At 65.6% G+C, this 23,116-nt stretch carries 18 protein-coding genes; 4 read left to right on the plus strand and 14 right to left on the minus strand.

The window, feature by feature from the left end; genetic code table 11:
* The first annotated feature begins 30 nt into the window (after positions 1–30).
* Positions 31–1,650, plus strand: a complete 1,620-nt coding sequence (locus FLL57_RS14130; RefSeq protein ID WP_142883204.1) for a GMC family oxidoreductase — start codon at positions 31–33, stop codon at positions 1,648–1,650.
* A gap of 576 nt (positions 1,651–2,226) precedes the next feature.
* On the opposite strand, the gene FLL57_RS14135 is transcribed toward FLL57_RS14130, so the two are convergent.
* From FLL57_RS14135 to FLL57_RS14165, 7 genes are all read right to left on the minus strand, one after another.
* Positions 2,227–3,681 (minus strand): type I restriction-modification system subunit M, encoded by a 1,455-nt coding sequence (locus tag FLL57_RS14135; protein WP_142883205.1) that lies wholly within the window; start codon positions 3,679–3,681, stop codon positions 2,227–2,229.
* Positions 3,682–3,720: 39 nt separating this feature from the next.
* Entirely contained in the window at positions 3,721–4,107 is a 387-nt protein-coding gene (locus FLL57_RS14140; protein ID WP_142883206.1) for a hypothetical protein, read from the minus strand.
* 107 nt (positions 4,108–4,214) lie between these two features.
* Positions 4,215–4,625, minus strand: coding sequence for a type II toxin-antitoxin system VapC family toxin (locus FLL57_RS14145; RefSeq protein ID WP_041807132.1), 411 nt, complete (start codon positions 4,623–4,625; stop codon positions 4,215–4,217).
* Positions 4,626–4,632: 7 nt separating this feature from the next.
* Positions 4,633–4,980: an antitoxin gene (locus FLL57_RS14150; RefSeq protein WP_082315484.1), complete on the minus strand. Its 348-nt coding sequence runs from the start codon at positions 4,978–4,980 to the stop codon at positions 4,633–4,635.
* Between the two features lie 134 nt (positions 4,981–5,114).
* Positions 5,115–6,122: a universal stress protein gene (locus FLL57_RS14155; protein ID WP_235677144.1), complete on the minus strand. Its 1,008-nt coding sequence runs from the start codon at positions 6,120–6,122 to the stop codon at positions 5,115–5,117.
* Positions 6,123–6,185: 63 nt separating this feature from the next.
* Positions 6,186–7,577, minus strand: coding sequence for an aminobacteriohopanetriol synthase HpnO (hpnO, locus tag FLL57_RS14160; RefSeq protein ID WP_142883207.1), 1,392 nt, complete (start codon positions 7,575–7,577; stop codon positions 6,186–6,188).
* A 334-nt stretch (positions 7,578–7,911) separates the two neighbouring features.
* Positions 7,912–10,518: an MMPL family transporter gene (locus FLL57_RS14165; protein ID WP_142884220.1), complete on the minus strand. Its 2,607-nt coding sequence runs from the start codon at positions 10,516–10,518 to the stop codon at positions 7,912–7,914.
* 312 nt (positions 10,519–10,830) lie between these two features.
* Between FLL57_RS14165 and ispH the strand changes: the two genes are divergently transcribed.
* The gene (gene ispH / locus FLL57_RS14170; RefSeq protein WP_013501378.1) at positions 10,831–11,775 is read left to right on the plus strand and encodes a 4-hydroxy-3-methylbut-2-enyl diphosphate reductase; all 945 of its coding nucleotides are present in this window, start codon (positions 10,831–10,833) and stop codon (positions 11,773–11,775) included.
* 41 nt (positions 11,776–11,816) lie between these two features.
* Positions 11,817–12,977 (plus strand): adenosyl-hopene transferase HpnH, encoded by a 1,161-nt coding sequence (gene hpnH / locus FLL57_RS14175; RefSeq protein ID WP_142883208.1) that lies wholly within the window; start codon positions 11,817–11,819, stop codon positions 12,975–12,977.
* Between the two features lie 485 nt (positions 12,978–13,462).
* Here the strand turns inward: hpnH and FLL57_RS14185 are convergent, their stop codons facing one another.
* The 6 genes from FLL57_RS14185 to FLL57_RS14210 form a co-directional block, all read right to left on the minus strand.
* Positions 13,463–14,206: a phosphorylase gene (locus tag FLL57_RS14185; RefSeq protein ID WP_013501376.1), complete on the minus strand. Its 744-nt coding sequence runs from the start codon at positions 14,204–14,206 to the stop codon at positions 13,463–13,465.
* Positions 14,203–16,164: a squalene--hopene cyclase gene (gene shc, locus FLL57_RS14190; protein ID WP_142883209.1), complete on the minus strand. Its 1,962-nt coding sequence runs from the start codon at positions 16,162–16,164 to the stop codon at positions 14,203–14,205. Before shc ends, FLL57_RS14185 begins: the two co-directional genes overlap by 4 nt.
* 32 nt (positions 16,165–16,196) lie before the next feature.
* Positions 16,197–17,453, minus strand: coding sequence for a hydroxysqualene dehydroxylase HpnE (gene hpnE / locus FLL57_RS14195; RefSeq protein WP_047307547.1), 1,257 nt, complete (start codon positions 17,451–17,453; stop codon positions 16,197–16,199).
* Complete coding sequence (gene hpnD / locus FLL57_RS14200) at positions 17,453–18,292, minus strand: presqualene diphosphate synthase HpnD (protein WP_013501373.1); 840 nt, start codon at positions 18,290–18,292, stop codon at positions 17,453–17,455. The genes hpnE and hpnD overlap by 1 nt, the downstream gene beginning before the upstream one ends.
* Entirely contained in the window at positions 18,289–19,167 is an 879-nt protein-coding gene (gene hpnC, locus FLL57_RS14205; RefSeq protein ID WP_142883210.1) for a squalene synthase HpnC, read from the minus strand. Before hpnC ends, hpnD begins: the two co-directional genes overlap by 4 nt.
* 211 nt (positions 19,168–19,378) lie before the next feature.
* The gene (locus tag FLL57_RS14210) at positions 19,379–19,618 is read right to left on the minus strand and encodes a hypothetical protein (protein ID WP_013501371.1); all 240 of its coding nucleotides are present in this window, start codon (positions 19,616–19,618) and stop codon (positions 19,379–19,381) included.
* A 380-nt stretch (positions 19,619–19,998) separates the two neighbouring features.
* Between FLL57_RS14210 and FLL57_RS14215 the strand changes: the two genes are divergently transcribed.
* Positions 19,999–20,502: a hypothetical protein gene (locus FLL57_RS14215; RefSeq protein WP_013501370.1), complete on the plus strand. Its 504-nt coding sequence runs from the start codon at positions 19,999–20,001 to the stop codon at positions 20,500–20,502.
* Between the two features lie 87 nt (positions 20,503–20,589).
* Here the strand turns inward: FLL57_RS14215 and FLL57_RS14220 are convergent, their stop codons facing one another.
* On the minus strand, positions 20,590–22,962 hold the full coding sequence (locus FLL57_RS14220) for an efflux RND transporter permease subunit (protein ID WP_142883211.1): 2,373 nt from the start codon (positions 22,960–22,962) through the stop codon (positions 20,590–20,592).
* Positions 22,963–23,116 lie beyond the last annotated feature (154 nt).

Consider the following 23,116-nt stretch of genomic DNA (forward strand, 5'->3'; position numbering starts at 1 on the left):
GCCCAACGACAAAATGCACGGGCGGACTCGATGACGGCACGGATCGAAGGCGAATTCGACACCATCGTGGTGGGCGCAGGCACCGCAGGTTGCATCGTCGCCAACCGGCTCTCCGCCGATCCGAGTCGGAAGGTGCTGCTGCTGGAGGCCGGCGGTCGCGACAACTGGATCTGGTTTCACATTCCGGTCGGCTATCTGTTCGCGATCGGCAATCCGCGCTCCGACTGGATGTTCAAGACCGAGCCCGAGCCGGGCCTGAATGGTCGGTCATTGGCCTATCCGCGCGGCAAGGTGATCGGCGGCTCCTCGGCCATCAACGCGATGATCTCGATGCGCGGCCAGGCCGCCGATTACGATCATTGGCGCCAGCTCGGCCTCACCGGCTGGGGCTGGGACGACGTCCGCCCGGTGTTCCGCCGGCTCGAAGACCACTTCCTCGGCGACAGCGAACATCACGGCAAGGGCGGCGGCTGGCGGATCGAGGCGGCGCGGCTGTCGTGGCCGATCCTCGATGCGGTGGCGAACGCGGCCTGCGAGATGGGGATTCCGCGCAGCGCCGATTTCAACACCGGCGACAACGAAGGCGTCGGCTATTTCCATGTCAACCAGAAGCGCGGCCGGCGCTGGTCGTCGGCGCGCGGCTTTCTCAAGCCTGCACTGCACCGCTCCAACCTGCGGCTCGAAACCAATGTCGTGGTCGACCGCGTACTGGTCGAGAACGGCCGCGCGGTCGGCGTCCGCTTCATGCAGAACGGAGTGCCGATCGAGGCCCGCGCCCGCCGCGAGGTGGTTCTGTGCGCCGGCGCGATCGGCTCGGTGCAGGTGCTGCATCGCTCCGGCATCGGCCCGGCCGAATGGCTGAAGCCGCTCGGCATCGAGCCGGTGCTCGATCGGCCGGGCGTCGGCCGCAACCTGCAGGACCATCTGCAGCAGCGCGCGATTTACAAGGTCAGCGGCGGCCGCACGTTGAACGAGATCTATCACTCGCTGCCGCGGCGCGCCTGGATGGGGCTGGACTACGCGCTGCGTCGGCGCGGCCCCTTGACGATGGCGCCGTCGCAGCTCGGCATCTTCACCCGCTCCGACCCGCATCAGGAGCGCGCCAACATCCAGTTCCATGTCCAGCCGCTGTCGCTCGACAAGTTCGGCGATCCGTTGCATCGGTTCTCGGCGATCACCGTCAGCGCCTGCAATCTGCGCCCCACTTCGCGCGGCGAGATCAAGCTGAAATCGACAGCCCTCGACGCCGCGCCGTCGATCGCGCCGCATTATCTGTCGACCGCCGAAGACTGCCACGTCGCCGCCGACGCGATCCGCGTCACGCGGCGGCTGATGAAGCAGCAGGCGCTGGCGACGTATCACCCCGAGGAGTATCTGCCCGGGCCCTCGGTCGGCGACGACGACGCCTCGCTGGCCAAAGCCGCCGGCGACATCGGCACCACGATCTTCCATCCCGTCGGCACCGCCAAGATGGGCCGCGCCGACGATCCACTCGCGGTGGTCGACGAACGCCTGCGCTTCCACGGCCTCGATGGCCTGCGCGTCGTCGACGCCTCGATCATGCCGACGATCACCTCCGGCAACACCAACACCCCGACCGCGATGATCGCCGAGAAGGGCGCGGAGATGATCCTGGAGGATGGGAAGTAAGTGCCAGGCCGCGCCCCGCTTGGATTGTCCAGCTCACGTGTCAAACAGCCACGGCAATTCGTTCTCGCGGCGCCTGATGCGTCGGAGCCGTGCACCCGTCGCTGCGCAGCGAGGGGTGGGGGCGCGCCGGTCGGCGCAAAGGGTGGTGCTGATCGCGATGGCTGCGAACCATCGCGCTACGCCTCGTCGGCGCGCCCACCGCGGCGAGTTTTGAGCCGAAGGACCGTGCTTCCGGGACCGAGCGAGCTTGCGGGCTTTCCCCGGCCTCTACTCGACCCGTCCAGCCTCTGAAGCGGCAGCCGCTCGTAGTAGCGGCGGACGGCGACCCTCGACTTCCCGGACGACGTGGCTGCGAACCACACCGCGCAGGACGCCGCATCCGGCCGGACGATGCCGCGCAGTGCGACTTCGCCGACCCTCACCGGCCAGCCTCCCGGCCGATGATCTGTCCCACTCAACGACGCCTCGCGAAGCGCCCCTCGTGGACAGGACAAAGCGGATTATAGTCACAATAGGAATTTTGTCAAGTCGGTTCGAGGGCCAGCGTGGACGACGCGCCGCGGAGCGACGGTTGGCTCAAGCCGGCCCCTCCCCCAGCGCCTTCGACACGCTCCGAAACCGCTCCAGCGCGGTCTCCAGGCTCTCGACGATCTCGGCGGCGACTTCGTCGGGCGGCGGCAGTAGGTCGGGGTCGTCGAGGGTGTCGTCCTTGAGCCAGAAGATGTCGAGGTTGACCTTGTCCCGCGACAACAGAGCGTCGAGCGGGTAGCGGCGAAACTTCTCGGTCTCGGCGCGCTCGGCGCGGTGGCCCGTCCGGTAGCAAGCGACGAAATCGTCGAGGTCGGCCCGGACCATCGGGCGCTCTTTCAGGGTGAAGCGCTGGTTGGTCCGCAGGTCGTAAATCCACAGCTCCTTGGTCGAGGCCTCCTCCGACGGGGGCTTCTTGTCGAAGAACAGCACGTTCGCCTTGACGCCCTGCTTGTAGAAGATGCCGGTCGGCAGCCGCAGCAGGGTGTGGAAGTCGAAGTTCTGCAATAGCCGGCGCCGGATGGTCTCGCCGGCGCCGCCCTCGAACAGCACGTTGTCGGGCAGCACCACCGCCGCTTCGCCGTTCGGCGCCAATACCGTCATGATGTGCTGAAGGAAGTTGAGCTGCTTGTTCGAGGTGGTGACGAAAAAGTCCTGGCGGTCGTAGTCCTCGCGCTCGCTGTCGATCTCGCCGTCGTCGCGAACGATGCGGTAGCTCTGCTTCTTGCCGAACGGCGGATTGGTCAGCACCACGTCGTAGCTCTTGCCGCCGGCGCCGAGCAGCGCGTCCTTGGCCTCGACGATGGAGTCCACGCCGGTGATGCCGTGCAAGTAAAGGTTCATCGCCGCGAGCCGCACCACCTCGGGGACGATGTCGACGCCGGAAAACTTGTTCTTCAGCTCGGAATAGACCCGCCGGTCACGCGCCTTCGGGTGCTTCTTCATGTGCTCCCACGCCGCGAGCAGAAATCCGGCGGTGCCGCAGGCCGGATCGTGCACAGTCTGATGCGGCTTCGGATCGACCAGCGCGACCATTGCCTCGATCACCGGGCGCGGCGTGAAGTATTGCCCGGCGCCGGATTTGACGTCCTCGGCGTTACGGGCGAGCAGCCCTTCGTAGATGCTGCCTTTCACGTCGACCGGCAAGGCGAGCCAGGTTTCGCCGTCGATCAGGCCGACCAGGCGCTTGAGCTTGGCCGGGTCTTGGATTTCGTTCTGGGCCTTCAGGAAGATCGCGCCGATGATGCCCGGCTGCTTCGACAGTTTTTCGAGCAGCTTGCCGTAGGTCGTGCCCAGGGCCTCACCGGACAATTCCTTGATATCGGCCCAGCGCGCGCCGTCGGGCAGCATCGATGCTTCGCCGATCTGCTCGACGCGCTCCTCGTCCATCTTGAGGAACAGCAGGTAGGAAATCTGGCTGATATAGGCCTGATACGACACGCCCTGGTCGCGCAGCACATGTGCGAAATTCCAGACCTTGGCGACGAGGGATTGCGGGTTCACAGCAGACTTTCATCGAGAGGCGCGGATGCGCACGGGTGATCAGAATTTTCCGGGCGGGCAGTCCGGAAGATGGATTTCGTATTCGAAAACGTGACGCGGCAAATCGGGCGCGCCGCGTGGCGGCAATTTGCTTTCGTCGAAATAGACCACCGTCCAGTCCGGCAGCGCGCGCTTGACCCTGCGGGCGATGTATAGGCCGAAGGCGGCGTGTGCGGCGCCGTCGAACGGCAGCCGATCCGCGTCGGTGGAGTCGGCTGCTTCGTACCACTCCTGCCAGCCCAGCAGCATGCGGTGGATGTCGGACGGCACCGGCAGGTCTTCGGCCGAGACTGAACGGCCCTGCTTGTCCCAGACGCCTTCGGCCGAATAGTCGCACATGATGCGAACCCAGCGGTCGGCGAACGGCGGAGCGTCGTCGTCGGTCATTTCGCAAGCGTCCTTCCTCCACGGCCGCGTCGGGCAACTGTAGTCTGCGGCGAAAGTCGCGCCAGCAGCGCCCTGGTCGGCTCGTCAGGGAGCGCACGCTCAACCCGTCACGCCGTCCAATCGGTGACCATCAGCCCGGGCACGCGCTCGAACTCGCGCCGGTTGGCAGTGACCAGGATCGCGCCGCGGGCGCGCGCCTGCGCGGCGATCAGGATATCATAGGGTCCGATCAGTGCGCCCGCCCGGCTGAGCCCGGCGCGGATGTCGGCGGCTTGCGCGGCGTCGGCTGCGTTGAAAGTCACGACGGTTATGCCGGTATCGTCCAGGAAAGCCTCGAGCGCACGCATGTTCGCTTCCGGCCGCTGGCTGTGGTGTGCGCCGAAGCGCAGCTCGAACAGCACGATACTTGAGATCGCGAGCGGACTATCGGAGGCGCAGGCAGCGGCGAAACTGTCGCGAAGCCGCGGCGATCGCTTACGCAGCAGATCGACGACGACATTGGTATCAAGAAACAACACGGCGTCGTCAATCGAACGAAGGCTTGTCGTCGAGATCCGGGCGCAAATCGTCGTCTGTCAGATCCGGGAAATCGCGCGCGCCGAGCGCGTCGAGCTTGGCCCAGAACGCCTCGGCGTCGAACGGCTTCCGCTTGATCGGCTCCAGGATGACCTTGTCGCCCTGCCGAGAGACGCGCACCTCCGAGCCTTCGAAGCGGAACGCCTTGGGCAAGCGCACCGCCTGGCTGCGGCCGTGCATGAATAGCTTGGCGGTCGCCGGCGCGTCGGGCGCGGAAGGCGACGAGGCCCCGGACCTCTTGGCGCGATTGGTCACGACCAAGCCTCCAATTTGATATCTACCAATGATATATATCATTGCAACTGGGCATCGTCAAAGCAACAGCGCCCGCTGCGGCCGCTATCGAGGCTCGACGATCACGGCGAAACTGCACACGTGCTTGACCGCGTGCCGGCCATGCTCTTGCCGGCACGCCGTTCCGTTCGCAGGCCTCAATGCGCGATCAGCGTCGGGATCGTCACTTTGCTCAGCAAGGTGCGGGTCACGCCGCCGAACAGCAATTCGCGCTTCGGCGAGTGGCTGTAGGCGCCGAGCACGATCAGGTCGGACTGGTGTTCGGCGGCGTAGCGCCGGATCACCTCGGCGATCGGCTCGCCTTTGGACTGCAACTGTTCGACGCGCGCGGTGACACCGTGGCGACTGAGATGGTGCGCGATGTCGGCGCCGGGCTCTTGCCCATGCGCACGATTATTGTTCGGATCGACCACCACGACCGAAACCGCCTCCGCCGCACGCAGCACCGGAAGAGAGTCGGTGAGTGCGCGCCGCGCTTCGCGGCTCGCATTCCAGGCAAACAGGACGTTGCGCGCGATCGTCCCTTCGGGCCAGCTCGCCGGAACGATCAGCACCGGAACCCCGGTGGAGAGCAGCATCTGCTGCGGCGACCATCCCGCGGGCAGGCCCGCGGAAGGATGCCCGACGACGACGAGATCGCTGTGGAGGCAATGCAGCCGGACCAGCTCGCCGACGTCGCCGCCGCGAACAGCGCGATATTCGAACGAGGCGTCGTCGCGCGCAGCCATCGCCTCGAAACTGCGACCCGCGGCCTGCAGCGCATCGCTTTCGATGAGATTGTGCCGTTCCAGCATCTCGCGGATCGCCGCGCCGCCCTGGATGTTGCTGTCGGAGCGATCGTGCTGCCACGCATTCGGGACGATGAAGAGGCCGATCAGATGCGCCTGGTGACGCATCGCCAGGCCGGCGGCATAGCGAACGCGCGCGTCGCTGGCTGGGGTCTGGTCGACGAATACGACGATCGTCTTGAGGGCCATACGCTCACCACTGATCCAGGCCAATCGCTGCCGGCACGAGTAGCGAAGAAAGGTCGGCGAGGGGATGTGGTGTTGCGTCACGTCAACGCACACGACAGGCGACCCGCATTCGGTCTGCACGCAGCCGCACACACGGATCGATGAGTTGTGCGCAAGCGAAGCGCGCAACGTCGCTCAGGCAACGTCACTCAGCTCGGGACTGCTGCCGGCAGATCGCCGCGTGCGATCAAGCTACGCCGATTTTCGTACCGCGTTGTCGACCAGGGTCTTGCCGAGCGACCAGATCGCGCCGGGAACCTTGTGGCTGTCGGCGATCACCTGATCGAACGAGCGTTCGATCCAGGCGCAGTCGTCCTCGGTGATGGTCAGCGGCGGCAGCAGCTTGATGGTGTGCAGGCCGTGGCCGGCGACCTGGGTCAGGATCTTGTGATCCTTGAACAGCGGCACGGTGATGAGCTGAACGAACAGACCCTTGTTGGCGGTCTCCAGCATCGTCCACGACGCCTTCAGCCGCAGCGACTGCGGCGGGCCGAATTCGACGCCGATCATCAGGCCCTTGCCGCGCACTTCCTTGAGCAGCTCGTAGCCAGGAACCATCCGGGTCAGCGCCAGCCGCAGCTCGGCACCGCGCTTGGCGGCGGCCTCGACCAGCTTCTCGGCCTTCAGCACTTCCAGCGTCGCAATGCCGGCAGCCATCGCCAGATCGTTCTTGGCGAAGGTCGAGCCGTGCACCACCGCGCGGTCCATGCGGTTGAAGATCTTGTCGAAGATCGACTTGCGCGTCAGCACCGCACCGACCGGCACGTGGCCGCCGGACAGCGCCTTCGACAGCAGCACCATGTCGGGCTCGACGTTCCAGTGCTCGACCGCGAGGAAGCGGCCGGTACGGCCCATGCCGGTCTGGATCTCGTCGGCGACGAACAGCGTGCCGTAGCGCTTGCACAGCGCCGCGGCCGCGGGGAGGAACTCGTCGGTGGGCATATTGACGCCCTTGCCCTGGATCGGCTCGACGATGAAGGCCGCGACCTCGCGGGTCGACAGCGCCTTCTCCAGCGCTTCGAGATCGTTGAACGGGATGGTGGTGACACCCGGCAGCAGCGGCCCGAACCCGCCCTGGAAGTTCTGGTCGTCGGTCAGCGACAGCGCGCCGTAGGTCAGGCCGTGATAGCTGTGGTCGCAATTGACGATGCCGTTGCGCCCCGTCGCGCCGCGCGCAAACTTGATCGCGGCCTCGACGCTCTCGGCACCGGAATTGGCGAAGAACACCTTGTCGAGATACGGCGCCTGCTCCAGCAGCCGCTCGGCCAGGATGCCGGCCAGCGTCGAGACGTCGAGCTGCACCAGATTGGGCAGGTCGGCGTCGAGCACGCTCTGCAGCGCCTTGCGCACCACCGGATGGTTGCGCCCGAGCGCGAACACGCCGAAGCCGCTGAGCAGATCAAGATAGCGGGCGCCGTCGCGGTCGTAGAGATACTGGCCGGTGCCCTTCTGGAAGCCGACGTCGTAGCCGATGGTTTTGAGGACGCGGACGAGCTGCTCGTTGAGATGCCGCGTATGCATCGAGCTGCGTTGCGCTTCGCGCGCCGCGAACATCTCGGCGAGGTCTAAATTCGGCTGCTGCATGGGATACTTACGTCGCTTGTTGGACCCCCCGTCAACACATAAGGCTGGCGGTGCGTCGCACTGGAGCTTTCTTTCCAGAGTTGTGATGCGCGGGAGACACGCCGGATTTCACGGCCGCTCCCGCATGAAGCACGCCCCCCTGCCCCGACGTGGGTATAGTCCCAACGCCCCATGCGGCGCCAGCCCTGTCACGCCGCCTGCGTCAATGTCGCCTTGCCCGCCGGTCTCAGCGGCACGTCATGCTGAGAAACGGCAGGCCGCTGGAACAAACGCCTCGCCTCGGCGAAGTCCCAGCAGGGATGCCGGCAGCGCCGACGCCCCTGCCGGGCACGACTCACAGATCGGTGTCGCCGCTCTCGTCGATGTGGCGCGGCTTGCCCATCAGGGCCGGCTGGAACAGCAGCACCGCCGCCAGCGTCGTCACCAGCGACAGCGCCAGCAGCTTGCCCATGCTGGCGGTTCCCGGATGGCTGGACAGCCACAGGCTGCCGAACGCAGTCGCGGTGGTCAGGGCGCTGAAGAAGATCGCCCGGGTCAGCGCCGATTGCAGCAGATTGGTGCGGCCGGCGCGCCAGGCGGTGACGTAATAGATCTTGAACGCGACGCCGACGCCGAGCAGCAGCGGCAGCGCGACGATGTTGGCGAAGTTCAGCGGCAGGTCGATCAGCACGCAGATTTCGAGCGTCACCGCCCCGGCCACCAGCAGCGGCACCAGGGTCAGCGCCACGTCGGTGAGCCGGCGCAGCGTGATCCACAGCAGGATCGAGATCGACAGCAGCGCCCACAGACCGGCCTGGATGAACGAGGCGACGATGGTATCGCCCGACTTCAAAATCGACACCGGACCTCCGGTCGCCAGCGGCTCGGCCTGCAGCACGACGGCGGCGAATCTGCGCAGCGTGTCGTTGTCGTTCGGGTCACCGCTCGGCAGCACCTCGACGCGGATCTGGCCGTCCTTGGTCTTCCACGACGACACGATGTCGGCGGGCAGATTGTCGAGCGTCACCGGCTCGGCCTTGAGCATGTTGCGCAGCAGTTCGAAGTCGATCAGCAGCGGCCGCACGAACACGTCCTGGGCCTTGTCGCGCGTCGCCTGATCGGCCTCGGCGAGCTTGGTCAGTGCAGCGGCGAGCCGGCGCGAGGCGTCGGCGCCGGGCCCGCTGGCCTCGCCGGCGGCGCGGCGCAGCGCCTCGGCCGAACTCTTCAGCGACGCGACGTTCTCCTGATCGGACGGCGGCGGATCGACCTGCTCGGGGTTGAGCGCCGGTTCCAACAGCTTGGCGCCTTCGCGGATCAGCGCGAGCTTGGCCGGCTGGTCGGGCGGCACGAACGTGTCGAGCGAGATCGTGCGCGACACTTCCGGCAGCTTGGCGAGCTTGGCCTCGATGTCGCGCGCCGCCTGCTCCGACGGCGCCATCACGTTGACGGCATTGGCGCCGGTATTTGGATCCTTGCGCAGGTCGAGGAAGGTCGCGATCGACTCGACCTTCGGGCTGCGCAGGTTGATCGGATTGAAGTCGAACTGCATGAAGTACAGCAGCGGCAGGCCGGCGACCGCGACCCCGATCGTACCGGCGATGACGCCGATCCGATGCTTCTCCAGGAAGCGATCGACCGGCGCCAGGAAGGCGTAGCCGAGCGGCTCCTTTTCGCCCGCCGGATTCAGCAGCTTGAGCAGCGCCGGCAGCACGGTGATGCTGGTCAGGAACGCGATCGCCATGCCGGCGCCAGCGATTTCGCCGAGTTCGGAGATTCCCTTGTACGACGTCGGCAGGAACGACAGGAAGCCGGCGGTGGTCGACATCGCGGCCAGCGACAACGGCACAGCCGAATACTCCGCAGCCTGCACCAGCGCCTTGTCGAGATCGCCGGTCTTGTGGCGTTCCGAGCGATAGCGGACGCTGAACTGGATACCGAAATCGACACCCAGGCCGACGAACAGCACCGCAAAGGCGATCGACAGCAGGTTGAGCGAATCCACCAGCATCAGCCCGACCGCGGTGGTGATCGCCAAGCCGATCGTCAGATTGGCGGCGACCGCGAAGATGATCTTGGAAGAATGCAGCGCCAGCCACAGCAGCAACAGCACCACCAATACGGTTCCGATGCCGTTGACGATGGCGCCCTCCTTGACGGTGGCGAATTCTTCATTGGAGATCGGAACCGGACCGGTCAGCCGCACCCGCGCCCCGAAATCCTGCTCGAGCTTGAGATCGACCGCCGCCTGACGGATCGCATCAGTGGCGTCCTTGCCGGGTTCCAGCGCCTGGAAATCGAGGATCGGCTTGACCTCGATGAAGGCGCGCTTGTCGCCGGCGGTCAGCGGTTCCGGATTGACCAGAGCGCGCCAGGAGAAGAACGCCTGCCGGCTGCCGAGCACGTCCTCGACTGTCGCCGCAACGGTATCGAACGGCTTGGCGGTGCCGTCGAGCGTCAGTTCGCCCCGCTTCAGCCCGAGCAGTCCGGTTTCCAGAGCCGCGGTGAGGCCGCGGATGGACGGGTCGCCCGCCAGGATCTCGATCAGCGGAACCGCCTGCTGGAACTGGCCGGTCGCCTTGGCGACCTCGTCCTTTGGCAGGAACAAAAGTCCGTTGCGATCGAAGAACGGCCCGCCGCCGAGCCGTTTCACCGAGTCGAAGTTCTTGTGATTCTTCGACAATTCATCAGAGAGCCGGGCCGCCGCGGCATTCGCGAATTCCGGCGTCGGGGCCTCGACCACCGCCAGGATCAGTCTTTCCTGATCGAACGCCTTCTCGAACGCGATATCACGTTTGCGCCAGTCGAGATCAGACGAGATCAAATGGTTGATGTCGGTGTTGATCCCGAAATGTTGGTAAGTATAGAAACCGGCCGCGACAGCGAGAAATACGCCGATCAGCACAGTAAAAGCCGCAACCCGAGTGCTGGCTTTGACAATGGAGACGATGGCACGTTTCAGCACATTAACACTTTCTATTGCTTCCGGCTGGCCTAAAATGCGGCCGCTCCGCCGGGTTCCGAGTCGTTCGAACTGTTTCTGATGGTTCTGCGACCAAGGACTGGACAATGTGGCCGAAAACAAGCCGGGGGAGACGTGTGCGCGGAAGTAATCTCACCGAGCCTGCTTGCCAAGGGCGTTGTGCATGATGGGTTGCACTGCGCCGATAAGTCCCCTGCGTCCCTTGCGGTTGCGGGTGTCCTCATACCAGCTAGATCATGCTACGGGAATTACGACGTGCTCCAGGAGACCGACCGACCATGAGCGTGGTGCCCCTTGTCTGAAGTTCGCCCCCTCGAAGTGTTCCTTGCCCAACCCCGTGGCTTTTGCGCCGGCGTCGTGCGTGCGATCGAGATCGTCGAGCGCGCGCTGGAGAAGTACGGTCCGCCGGTCTATGTGCGGCATGAGATCGTTCACAACAAATACGTCGTCGAGAGCCTGAAGGCGAAGGGCGCGATCTTCGTCGAGGAACTGTCCGAGGTGCCGCCGAAGGCGGTCACCGTGTTCAGCGCCCACGGCGTCGCTCGCAGCATCGAGGAAGAGGCCGCCGCTCGCGGCCTGCCGGTGCTCAACGCCACCTGCCCGCTGGTCACCAAAGTCCACAACCAGGGCAAGCGCTATACGTCGAAGGGTCGCACCCTGATCCTGATCGGTCATGCCGGCCATCCGGAGGTCGAGGGCACGATGGGGCAGGTTCCCGGCCCGGTGCTGCTGGTGCAGAATCTGGAGGACGTCGCGGCGCTGACGCTGCCGCCGGAAACCCCGGTGGCCTACATCACCCAGACCACCCTCAGCGTCGACGACACCAAGGACATCATCGCGGCGCTGTCGGAGAAATTCCAGGACATCCAGGGCCCGGATACCCGCGACATTTGCTATGCTACCCAGAACCGCCAATCGGCGGTCCGGCAAATGAGCAAGCTGGTGGATCTGATCCTGGTGGTCGGCGCCAACAACAGTTCGAACTCCAACCGGCTGCGGGAGATCGGCACCGAGGCCGGCCTTCCGAGCTACCTGATCGCCGATGGCAGCGAGCTCAATCCGGAATGGCTGGAGGGCAAGCGCGCGGTCGGGATCACCGCCGGCGCCTCGGCGCCGGAAGTGCTGGTCGACGACGTGATCGAGGCGCTGCGCCGGATCGGTCCGGTGACCGTTTCGGTACTGCCGGGCCGGGAGGAAAACATCGAATTCGTTCTGCCTGCGGAACTGGCGACCGCCTGAGCCGTACCAACCGACATGCGCTTGAAAGAGAAGATTTTGTAATGGCTATACCGTTTCACAAGGAGCTGGTGATCGGCGGCTATCTGCTGAAGCAGAAGCTGCTCGGGCGGAAGCGTTACCCGCTGGTGCTGATGCTGGAGCCGCTGTTCCGCTGCAACCTCGCTTGTGCCGGCTGCGGCAAGATCGACTATCCCGACGCGATCCTGAACCGACGGATGACCGCGCAGGAGTGCTGGGACGCCGCCGAGGAATGCGGCGCGCCGATGGTCGCGATCCCGGGTGGCGAGCCGCTGATCCACAAGGAGATCGGCGAGATCGTGCGCGGCCTGGTGGCGCGCAAGAAATTCGTGTCGCTGTGCACCAACGCGTTGCTGCTCGAGAAGAAGCTGCATCTGTTCGAGCCGTCGCCCTACCTGTTCTTCTCGGTGCATCTCGATGGCCTGAAGGAGCATCACGACAAGGCGGTGTCGCAGCAGGGCGTGTTCGACCGCGCCGTCGCGGCGATCAAAGCCGCCAAGGCCAAGGGCTTCGCCGTCAACGTCAACTGCACGGTGTTCGACGGCTACGCCGCCGAGGACATCGCCAAGTTCATGGACTTCACCGAGGAACTCGGCGTCGGCGTCTCGATCTCGCCGGGCTACGCCTATGAGCGGGCGCCGGACCAGGAGCACTTCCTCAACCGCACCAAGACCAAAAACCTGTTCCGCCAGGTATTCGCCAGCGGCAAGGGCAAGAAGTGGAATTTCATGCACTCCAGCATGTTCCTCGACTTCCTGGCCGGAAACCAGGAGTTCGAGTGCACCCCTTGGGGCATGCCGGCGCGTAACATCTTCGGCTGGCAGAAGCCGTGCTACCTGCTCGGCGAAGGCTATGCCAAGACCTTCAAGGAGCTGATGGAAACCACGGACTGGGATTCCTACGGCACCGGCAAGTACGAAAAGTGCGCCGACTGCATGGCGCATTGCGGCTACGAGCCGACCGCGGCGATGGCGTCGCTCAACAACCCGCTGAAGGCGGCCTGGGTGGCGCTGCGCGGCATCCGGACATCGGGACCGATGGCGCCGGAGATCGACATGTCCAAGCAGCGCCCGGCGCAGTACGTGTTCTCCGAGCAGGTCGAGAAGAAGCTGTCCGAGATCCGCCGCGACGAAGCCACCGAGGCCAAGGACAAGCGCCAGCCGGAGACCTCGACCGCGGCGTGATCGCGGCGACAGGCTGACACATCAAATGCGCGGCCTGCGGGCCGCGCATTTTTGTTGGGCATGTGTCGCCCGTTCAAGTCGTGAATAACGCCAGACGTGTCCTCGCACGATCTCCTGATCACGCGGGGCGGCGGTGACAAGATCGCCCCACCTTCGAAGGCGTCGCCGCTGTTGTTCGAAGAGCACCTGACGCCGATCTGCGGCCTGGATCTTGGTCAGGAGAGGTCCATCGGAAACCGGAGAATCGTCTCGCATTTCCGCTGGTCACGTCAGCGACGCGGCTGGGCCATTGGGAAGCCTGGCTGGCGAGAAATACTTGGCTCAACCAACCTTGCGCGCCGATCCGCACTATCTCGGCAGGTTCCTGGAGTGGCTGAAACACGAGATCAAGTCGTGACGCTCAAAGAGCCTCACGACTCGCGCCGATCAGCGCTTGTCGGCGGACGCCAAGTCCGCGCCGCGCTCGCCGGCGGCACGCAATGCGCTCAGATCTCGGCGACAAGACCGCCGCGGCCGAGAACTGCGTCGAGCACGAAGCTGCGGCAGCCGCGCAAAGACCGCAGCGCCCGATTGAAGTCGATGCCGGTCGACACCAGCGAGCGGATCGAGGTCGGGTGACGGGCGATGCCGCGCAGCACCTTGCGCAGATCGACGTCGCCATTCGGCTTGATCGCGGTCGAGACGATCTGCGGCAGGCTGCGGCTCGCCGGATCGCTGATCACCCGCAGCGCCGCGAACGGCAGGTTGGCGGCAGCGGCGTAATCGGCGGCGATGTGGCTTTCCATATCGACAGCGGCCGCGCCGGTTTCCGACCGCAGCGCCGCCTTGGCGGTACGCGCCGCGATCACCTGCTCGGCCCCAACCAGACCACCACGGACGACGCGCTGCCGGCGGACGCCGGCGCTTCGCAATAATTCGTCGGTCAATGCAACTTCCGACGTCCAGCGGCGTTCACCCGCCATCACCTCGGTGGCGATAACGATGTCGCCGGCCTTGAGTGACGGATCGAGACCGCCTGCGACGCCGAAGCTGATCACGCCGCGAATCGACGATGCGTCGAAATCGGCCATGATCGCGCGTAATTGCTTCGGATCGCTGCTGCTGCAGATAACGGTGAGGCCCGGCCCCGCCGCGATACGTGCTTCCTGAATCAGGCCCGTCACAATCAAGACCGGCCGCGGATCTTGGCGATGCGCCGCGGCTTGGTCGTCCACTGCCCCCAAAATCACATTCCGACCCCTACCACCTTGCTGTTCGTGGCCTGCAAATTCCGATACCGCGCGAGCGCCCAGAGCGGAAAGAACTTCGGATAGCCATGATACCGCAGATAAAACACCCTCGGAAAGCCCGTCGCCGTGTAACGTTGCTCGTCCCACAGTCCTTTTTCGGTCTGTGTGGTTTTCAGGTACTCGATGCCCCGTGCCACGGCAGGATTATCGACCTCTCCTGCAGCCATTAGAGCAAGCAAGGCCCATGCCGTTTGCGACGCGGTCGAGGGTGCACTTTCGTAGCCGCGATAATCCAGCCGGTAGCTGACCGCGTCCTCGCCCCAGCCGCCATCGCGATTCTGCACCGACTCCAGCCACGCGACCGCCTTGCGGATCATCGGATCGGAGTGCGCGATGCCGGCGGCGTTGAGGGCGCACAGCACTGACCAGGTGCCGTAAATGTAATTCATTCCCCAGCGGCCGTACCATGAACCTTCGGCGAGCTGGGTGTCGCGCAGATAGCCGACCGCGCGGGCCAGCGCCGGGCTGCTGTGGACCGTCTCGCCGAGCTGCGCCAGCATCGAGACGCAGCGTGCGGTGACATCCTCGGTCGGCGGATCGAGCATCGCGCCGTGGTCCGAGAACGGGATATTGTTCAAATAATACTCGGTGTTGTTGATGTCGAAGGCACCCCAGCCGCCGTCATCGCTCTGCATCCCCTCGATCCACTCACGGGCCCGGGCGATCGCCGAATCATAGGCTGGGTTCGGCTCGTCCTTGCGGGCGCGGTCGAGCGCCATTACCACCACCGCGGTGTCGTCGAGATCAGGATAATGGGCGTTGTTGTACTGGAACGCCCAACCGCCGGGTCGAACGTTCGGCGCCTTCACGGCCCAGTCGCCCTTGAGGTCGAGCACCTGCCGCGGCAACAGCCAGTCGAGCGCCGGGCGAACCGACTTGGCGCCGTCGTGGCCATCGGCCTCGAGCACGGCATGGCTGGCGAGCGCGGTATCCCACACCGGCGAGACGCAGGGCTGGCAATAGGCCTCGTCGCCGCGATCGACCAGCAACAGGTCGATACCGCGGCGCTGGCTGGCGCGCGGCGGATAGTCTTCGGGATAGCCGAGCGCCTCGTACATCATCACGGCGTTGGCCATCGGAGGATAGATCGCCCCCATGCCGTCCTCGCCATTGAGCCGCTCCTCGATGAAGGCCAGCGCCTTGTCGATGGCGCGCTGCCGCAGCCATTTCGGCATCAACGGCTCGATCACCCGCAGCACCGCATCGATCGACCCGAACAGCTTGAACAGCCCCCAGTTCTGATGCGGCGCCTTGGCGGGCATCCCGATCGTCTTCGGGTCTTGCAGGAACAGTTCGTCGATGCCGACGCCCTTCGGATTCTTGGCCTGCGGCTTCAGTGCGCACAGCACCAAGAGCGGCACCATCGTGGTGCGCGCCCAATACGAGATCTTGGTCAGCGTGAAGGGCGACCAGCTCGGGAGCAGCATAATTTCGACCGGCAGCACTGGCACCGCGCGCCATGTGGTCACGCCGTACAGCGTCAGCAGGAACCGGGTAAAGACGTTGGAGTGGATCGCGCCGCCGCGCGAGCGGATCGCCTCGCGGGCCCGCACCATGTGCGGCGCGTCGATGCTGTCGCCGATCATCTTCAGCGCGAAGTAGCCCTTCACGCTGGCGCTCATGTCGAAATCGCCGTCGTGGACCAGCGGCCAGCCGCCGTGGGCGCCCTGGATCCGGCGCAGATAGGTCGCGATCTTGGCTTCGAGCTCGGCATCGACCGGCTCGCCGAGGTAATGCCGCAGCAGCACGTATTCGGCAGGAATGGTGCAATCGGCCTCGAGTTCGAACACCCAATGGCCGTCGTCGCGACGATAGTTCAGCAGCGCGCTGCGCGCCGCATCGATCGAAGCTTCGAGCGCATTGCGCCCGACACCGGTATCGTAGCTGCCGGAATCCATTTTATCTGCTGAGTCTCCGTTGTGGGGGTGGATCAGGCGCGGCCGGCGGCCAGCACCAGGTCTGCGGCGCGGTTGCCGGACCGGACCGATCCTTCGATCGTCGCCGGTAACCCCGTATCAGTCCAATCGCCTGCGAGATACAGGTTTTTCCATTGGGTGACCGGACCGGGGCGCAGGGCATTCTGCGCCGGTGTAGCCGCGAAGGTGGCGCGGCGCTCGCGGACAATTTGCCACGGCGGCAGATCGGCCGAGATCCGGGCGATCTTGCAGATTTCACCCCAGATCTCGGCGGCGAGCTGTTCCCGCGGCGCATCGACCAGCCGGTCGCCGTTGCTGATGGTCACCGACAGCCGGTTCGGGAAGGCGAACAGCCACTCCACCACCCCGCCGATCACCCCGGTCAGGGCCGGTATCCCGGGCGGCGGCGCGTAATTGAAATGCGCGTTGACGATGGCGCGGTATTCCTGCGGGGTCTTCAGCCCGGGCAGCAGCGAGGCGGCGGGACGCGGCGGCACCGCCAGCACCACCGCATCGTCGGGCCCGAGGGTGACGACATCGTCGCCGCCGAATTGCAGCGCGCCGACGCGGTCGCCGGAGGTGGTCAGCGCCCGCAATTCGTGGCCGAACCGCACGGCGCGACCGCCGGCGGCGAGCTGGGCCACCGCCGGTTCCACCAGGACGGCCGACAGCCCGTCGCGGGCGATCAGCGGCCGGCACGCCTGGCCACCGGCCAGCAGGGTCTCGCGCACGATCGCGCCGGCGAGGCCGGCGGAGCCTTCCGGCGGATCGACGTTGAGCGCGGCGAGCAGCAGCGGCGCCACCAGCCGGTCATACAGCGGGCCGTAGCACTTGATGGTGTCGCCGATCAGCTTCTCGGTCGGCGCCCACAGCAGCGGCATCAGGCCGAGGTAGTCAGCGATCGAGGTGTCCGGCACGCGGCGGCCCGCATCGAACAGCCACAGCGGCAGCTTGCCGGTGCCGAGATCGAGCCGCCAGCGCGACTCGGCCGGCAGATCGATGAAGTCGAACTCGGCGCGCTCGGGGCCGACCAGGCCGGCCTCGGTGCCGATCGCACGGGCGTAGTCGCGCGCGGCGTGATTGCCCGACAACAGCAGGTGGTTGCCGTTGTCGATCACCAGCCCGGTCTGGGCGTCGAAATACGAGCGGCAGCGGCCGCCGGCCTGCTGCATCGCTTCGTGAACCTGGACGGTGAGGCCGGCGCGGGCGAGCCGGGTCGCGGCCGCAAGCCCGGAAATTCCCGCACCGATGACGTGAACTGTTTTCGACATCACACGATCGCGTATTGCAGCAGGATGGCGATCTTCGACGCCTTGCCGAGCTTCACCGGCGTGCGCGGCGCTGCGAAACCGCGCGCGATCAGAAGCTGCAGGATCGAATAGTAGTATTTGCCCATGATGCGGGGAGCCTTCACCAGCCGGCGCGGATTGCGGTTCATCACCTTGTCGGCCGCGGCGAAATGCGCCAGCGCTCGATTCACCAGCGGCGCGCAGACGCTCGGCAGCGCCGGATGCGCCGCGACCACGCGCGGATCGGTCGCGGTGATACCAGCCTTGTGCAGCAGCTCGCTCGGCAGATACAGCCGGCCGATGCCGGCATCCTCGTCGATGTCGCGCAGGATGTTGGTGAGCTGCAGCGCGCGGCCGAGATGGTGCGACAGCTCGATGCCGTCGTCCTCGGGTAGGCCGAAGATCCTTACCGACAGCCGCCCCACCGCACTGGCGACGCGGTCGCAATACAGATCGAGCGTCGCTTCGTCGGGGGCCCGGATGTCGGCATCGACATCCATCTCCATGCCGTCGATGATCGCCTCGAAGTCCTCGCGCTTCAGCCCGAAGGTGCGCAGCGACTGCTGGTAGTCGGCCAGCCGCGGCGGCGGCGCGCCGCGATACAGCGCGGCGATGTCCTCGCGCCATTGCTGCAATTCGGCGACCCGCTGCTCGCGCGGCCGATCGGAATCGGCGATGTCGTCGACGAAGCGGCAGAAGCTGTAGACCTGGAACATCGCCTCGCGCTGCGGACGCGGCAGGATACGCATCGCGGCGTAGAACGAACTGCCGAGCGCGACGCCTTGATGCGCGGCCGGCTCCGGCGTGGCGTGAACGGTCATGCGCGCGGCGCCGGATGCGACACCGGCCCCTTTCGGAAGCTGCGGCGGACGATCTCCGCACCGATCGCCCCAAAGCTGGCGGTCGAGAACTCGATCGGTTTCAGATGCACGCGCTCGCTGAGCGGATCGCGGGTCTGCAGCATCTGCACGATGCGATCGGCATAGGCCTGGATCACCGAGACTTCGAGGCCGAGCCGGAAATCCTTGATCTCGGCGGCGAGCGGCCGGCCGTCGCCGAGCAGCGAGGCGGTGCGCGCCGCCAGCCCGTGCAGGCACTTCAGCAGCGCCGGCGACGCCTTGGGCAGTCCGAGCTCTTCGACCTTGGCGCCGACGGCGTCGAGCACGTCGCGCGGCAGATAGACGCGATTGAGCGTGCGATAATCCTTGCCGCAATCCTGCAGGTGATTGTTGATCTGAAGAGCCGCGCACAGCGCGTCGGACGCCGGCCAGGTCGCGGTGCTTTCGCCATGCACATCGAGCATGAAGCGACCGACCGGCATCGCCGAGTAGCGGCAATAGTGGATGACTTCGTCCCAATCTTCGTAGCGCAGCTTGGTGACGTCCATCCGGAACGCGGTCAGAAGATCGAGCGCATGGCGCGGCGGCATACCGCGCTCGGCCAGCGCCCGTCTCAGATGCAACGCCTCGGCCTGGGTCTCGCCGCGGCCGAGCAGTTCGGCCTCGAGCAGGTCGAGATATTCCAGCTTGGTGCCGGCATCGAGCATCGCATGATCGGCGATGTCGTCGGCGGTCCGGACGAAATTGTAGAACGCCAGAATCAGGTCGCGGTGCCGCGGATGGATGATCCACGACGCGACCGGGAAATTCTCGTCCCGGTGGGTCTTGCCCGATCGGAGTTCGCTCGCAGACGTCATCGGCTGGCTAAACACTTGGTTTGAAGACGAAAAAAGGCGAACGCCCGCACCCGGCCGGGCCGGGCGCAGCGTTCGCGACGCCATATACAGGGAAATCGCCGGTTAAACCAACGATCTTGACGGGCGATGTCGGCGCGGCAGATCCGCCCCGGTCGCTCTCGCACCGCCCGGATGAACCGGCAACGCGCCGGCCGGACGGTCGTCCCCGCGCCTACTGGCCGTGGCTGACCAACACCTGGTTGCAGGCCTTGCTGATCTTCTCGCGATTCTGCTGCAGGCAGGACAGGATCACCAGATCGCTCTGCTCCATCACGGAGCGGCAGAAACGCGACACATCGCGCGAACAGGCCTTCTGTTCGGCATCGGTGCCGCTGCGCTGTTGTTGCTGGGCATTGGCGCCGGACGACATCGAAACCAGCAGCAACGCGAGCGCAACCAAGGTCTTTTGCATTGTCTTCCTTCGATATGGGCTGGGGGTCGAAACCCGTTCTCGATCACATCAACCGCGCCATCTGACAAGAGCGGCGCTCGATCGGCACAACGGCATGATGTGTCGATCAAGGTGACAAATACGGCCAAATTAGCGCCGGCGCACCTGCCGTCCGCGCGGGCGTGGAGAAAGCCTGAAATACCTGCCGCTTTTTTGCCGATCGTTGCCGATTTGATGCAAATGCGATAGTTCCGCGGCAGCGCGGGCGGAACAGCGCGAGGACGCGCCTTGGTGTGCGGGCGCGGCGTTACTATTTGAATTGAACCTGCCGTGAGGCGAACACACTAACCAGCGGACGTGACGCGACGCCGTCACCACAGCGATTTCCAAGGATGGCCAGAATGAGCCTGCTTCGTTCCACCACTTCCTCCCTGCACGCGTTGAAGGCAGCCGGCATCGGCGCCGCGCTGATGCTGTCGGCATCGGCGGCGTCGGCCGACTCAGGGCCGTTCGCCGGGTTCGAAGGATCGTGGTCGGGTACCGGCACCGTGGCGCTGTCCGACGGTTCGAAGGAGCGGATCCGCTGCAAGGCGACCTATCGGGTCGCCGGCGGCGGCAACGAACTGGCCCAGACGCTGCGCTGCGCCAGCGACAGCTACAAGTTCGACCTGTCCAGTAACGTGGTCTCCAGCGGCGACCGCATCTCCGGCAACTGGAGCGAGGCCAGCCGCAACGTCAACGGCAGCCTGCAGGGCAAGGCCGGCGGCGGCCACATTGAAGTCTTCGTCGAAGCCGCCGGCTTCGCCGCCAGCATCTCGCTGACCACCCGCGGTAACAAGCAGTCGGTCGGCATCAGCTCGAAGGGCGAGATCCGCGGCGTCAACATCTCGATGACTCGCGGCTGACGACACCCACGACACAGATCCAATCGACGAAGCCCCCGGATCGTGCGATCCGGGGGCTTCGGTTTGGGCAGCGCGGCTGAAGCTAGTCTACACAACGGGTCCGGCGCGATGGCTGCCGCCGCGCAGCCGGTGCGCGACACTGATCAGCCACATCGCGGTCGGGCGCAGGATGAACAAGTCGGCGATCAGCGCCGCCACCATCGCGAACGCGCTGAGCCAGCCGAACAGCCGCAGCGACGGCAGGTCCGAGAACACCGTGACGCCGAGCCCGCAGGCCAGCACCACCGTGGTGAGGATCAGCGCCGGACCGACCAGCACGGTGGCGCGCTCGACCGCAAGCCCGGCGCTGACGCCGGGCGTACTCTCCAGCCGCAGCCGGTTGAGGAAGTGAATGGTGGCCGACAGGCCGAGGCCGAACGACACCGTCAGTGCCACCACGCTGGCAAATTGCAGCCCCTCCCCCATCAGCCACAGCAGCGTGCCGGACAGCACCACCGGGAAGATGCCCGGCAGCAGGCAGGCCAGCATCACCACGACCGAGCGGAACGCGAGGCCGATGAACACCGCCACCATCACGAACTCGATGGTGAGGCCATGGTTGAGCTTGGAGATCATATCGGCGCTGTTGCGCGCGGCGATCGCCGACAAGCCGGTGACCGCGACCTCGTAACCCGGATTGGCCGCGCGGACCGCGTCGAGCGCGTGATCGAGCCGTTGCACCACCGGGAGGATTTCGCTGGAATCCAGATCCGGCACGCGGCCCGAGACCACCACCGCGGTTTGATCCTCGGACAGGAAGCGACGCACCAGGTTCGGCGGCAGCAGGTCGACATATTCCTTCAGCGTGTCGACGCTGGTGGTATGCGCCTTCTCGGCAAGCCAGCGGCGCAGCGTTTCGATCGACCAGACGTTGCCGACGCCCGCCTGCTTTTCGACGGTGGCGTGAACCTCGGCGATGATCTGCAGGGTCCGGGGCGAATACAGCGTCTCGCCCTTGGGGAATTCGATCAGCACGTCGATCGGATTCGCGCCGGTGAGCTTGGCGTCGAGCCGATCGCTGGCCTGCATCGCCTGCTCCTTGTCGGGCACCTGATCGGCCAGACGGTAGCGCGGCTCCAGATTGGCGTAGATCACCGACAGCCCGCCGACCACCAGCAGTGCCAGCAGGCTGAACAGCCCGGGGCGGCCGACCATCCGCACCGCGATGAAGGCGCAGAACCGCCGCAGCACGTTGACGCCGAGATCCGCGCTCTGGAATTTGGCCGCGAAGGCTTCCTCGTGGCGCACCAGCAGCACGCCGAACACCGGCACCAGCGTCAGCACCGCCACCAGCGCCAGCACGGTGGCGAGCAGGCCGGCCTCACCGAACGCGCGGATCAGATCGGAACTGGAGAACTGCAGCGCGATGAAGGAAATGCCGGCGGTGGCATGGGTCAGCACGCAGGCCGGGCCGACCACCAGCACCGCGTTCTTGAATGCGGTGTATTTGTCCTCGCCGGCGATCAACCGGTCCCGTGCCGCAAAGGTGAGCTGCATCGAATCGGCAAAACTGATCACCATGATCAGCGGCGTCATCACGTTGAGGAACATGTTGAGACTGAAACCGGCCCAGCCGAGCACGCCGAGCGCGAGCAGAATCGCCAGCAGCGGCGGAAACGCCGCCGCGATCATGAACGAGACCTTGCGGAAGAACAGGATGGCGATCACGCAGCCGGCGAGGATGCCGGCGATGTTGTAGATCAGCCCGTCGCGCTCGACCGCGTTGCGGATTTCGAGCTGCATCACCGGCACGCCGGACAATTGCCGGCTGAGCCCCGAGCCGTCGAGATCGTCGGCCATGACTTTACGGACTTCGCCGATGGTGGCGCGCAGCCTGGTGTTGTCCGCCACGACCTTGGGATCGAGCGACAGCACCACCAGCGCCAGCGTTCCGTCCTCGGACAACAGCTTGCCGCGAATGATCTCGTTGGTCTTCACCGTCTTGACTAACTGATCGTAGGCTTCGCCTTCGGGCAGATCGGGCGGAAACAGCGCCGCCGGCAGCTTGCCGGGCTCGGGCGCCTGTCTGGCCGAAAACAGCGAGATCAGCCCGCGGACGCCGTCGATCAGTTGCAGATCGGTGACGGTGTCGCGCAGCTTTTCCAGATTGTCACGCGCCAGCAGCTCCTTGCCTTCGACCACCAGCAGTACGTCGAACTCGGTCGAGGGGAAGCGCTGGGTGACCTCCTCGTATTGCTTGAACTCTTTGGTATCGGAGCGAAACAACTGGCTGAGTGAATCGTCGATCTTGATCCGCTCGATGCCGAACACCGCACCGACGATCAGCGCCAGCAAGACGATGCAGGACACCACCGGCGCGCGCAGCGGGATCAGCCCGAGTCGTTCGATGCCGAATGCGATGCTGAGCCGCTGCCGTTTCGAGGCCGCGGCTTCGGCGTGGTTCACGTTTCTATCCAGCATGCGCTATCCGTCCTGTCGATCGCTCGCCGTCGTAGCGAAACTTCCCGGCACCAATGCGACACGGTCGCCCGACCGCCGATTTGTCCGGAAGACAACGGCAGTTCACCCTGCGCAGAAGCTCGCGACGGCAATTTGCCGTTGCGGTCGCGGCTTG

Source organism: Rhodopseudomonas palustris, from assembly GCF_007005445.1.
Classification (GTDB): domain Bacteria; phylum Pseudomonadota; class Alphaproteobacteria; order Rhizobiales; family Xanthobacteraceae; genus Rhodopseudomonas; species Rhodopseudomonas palustris_G.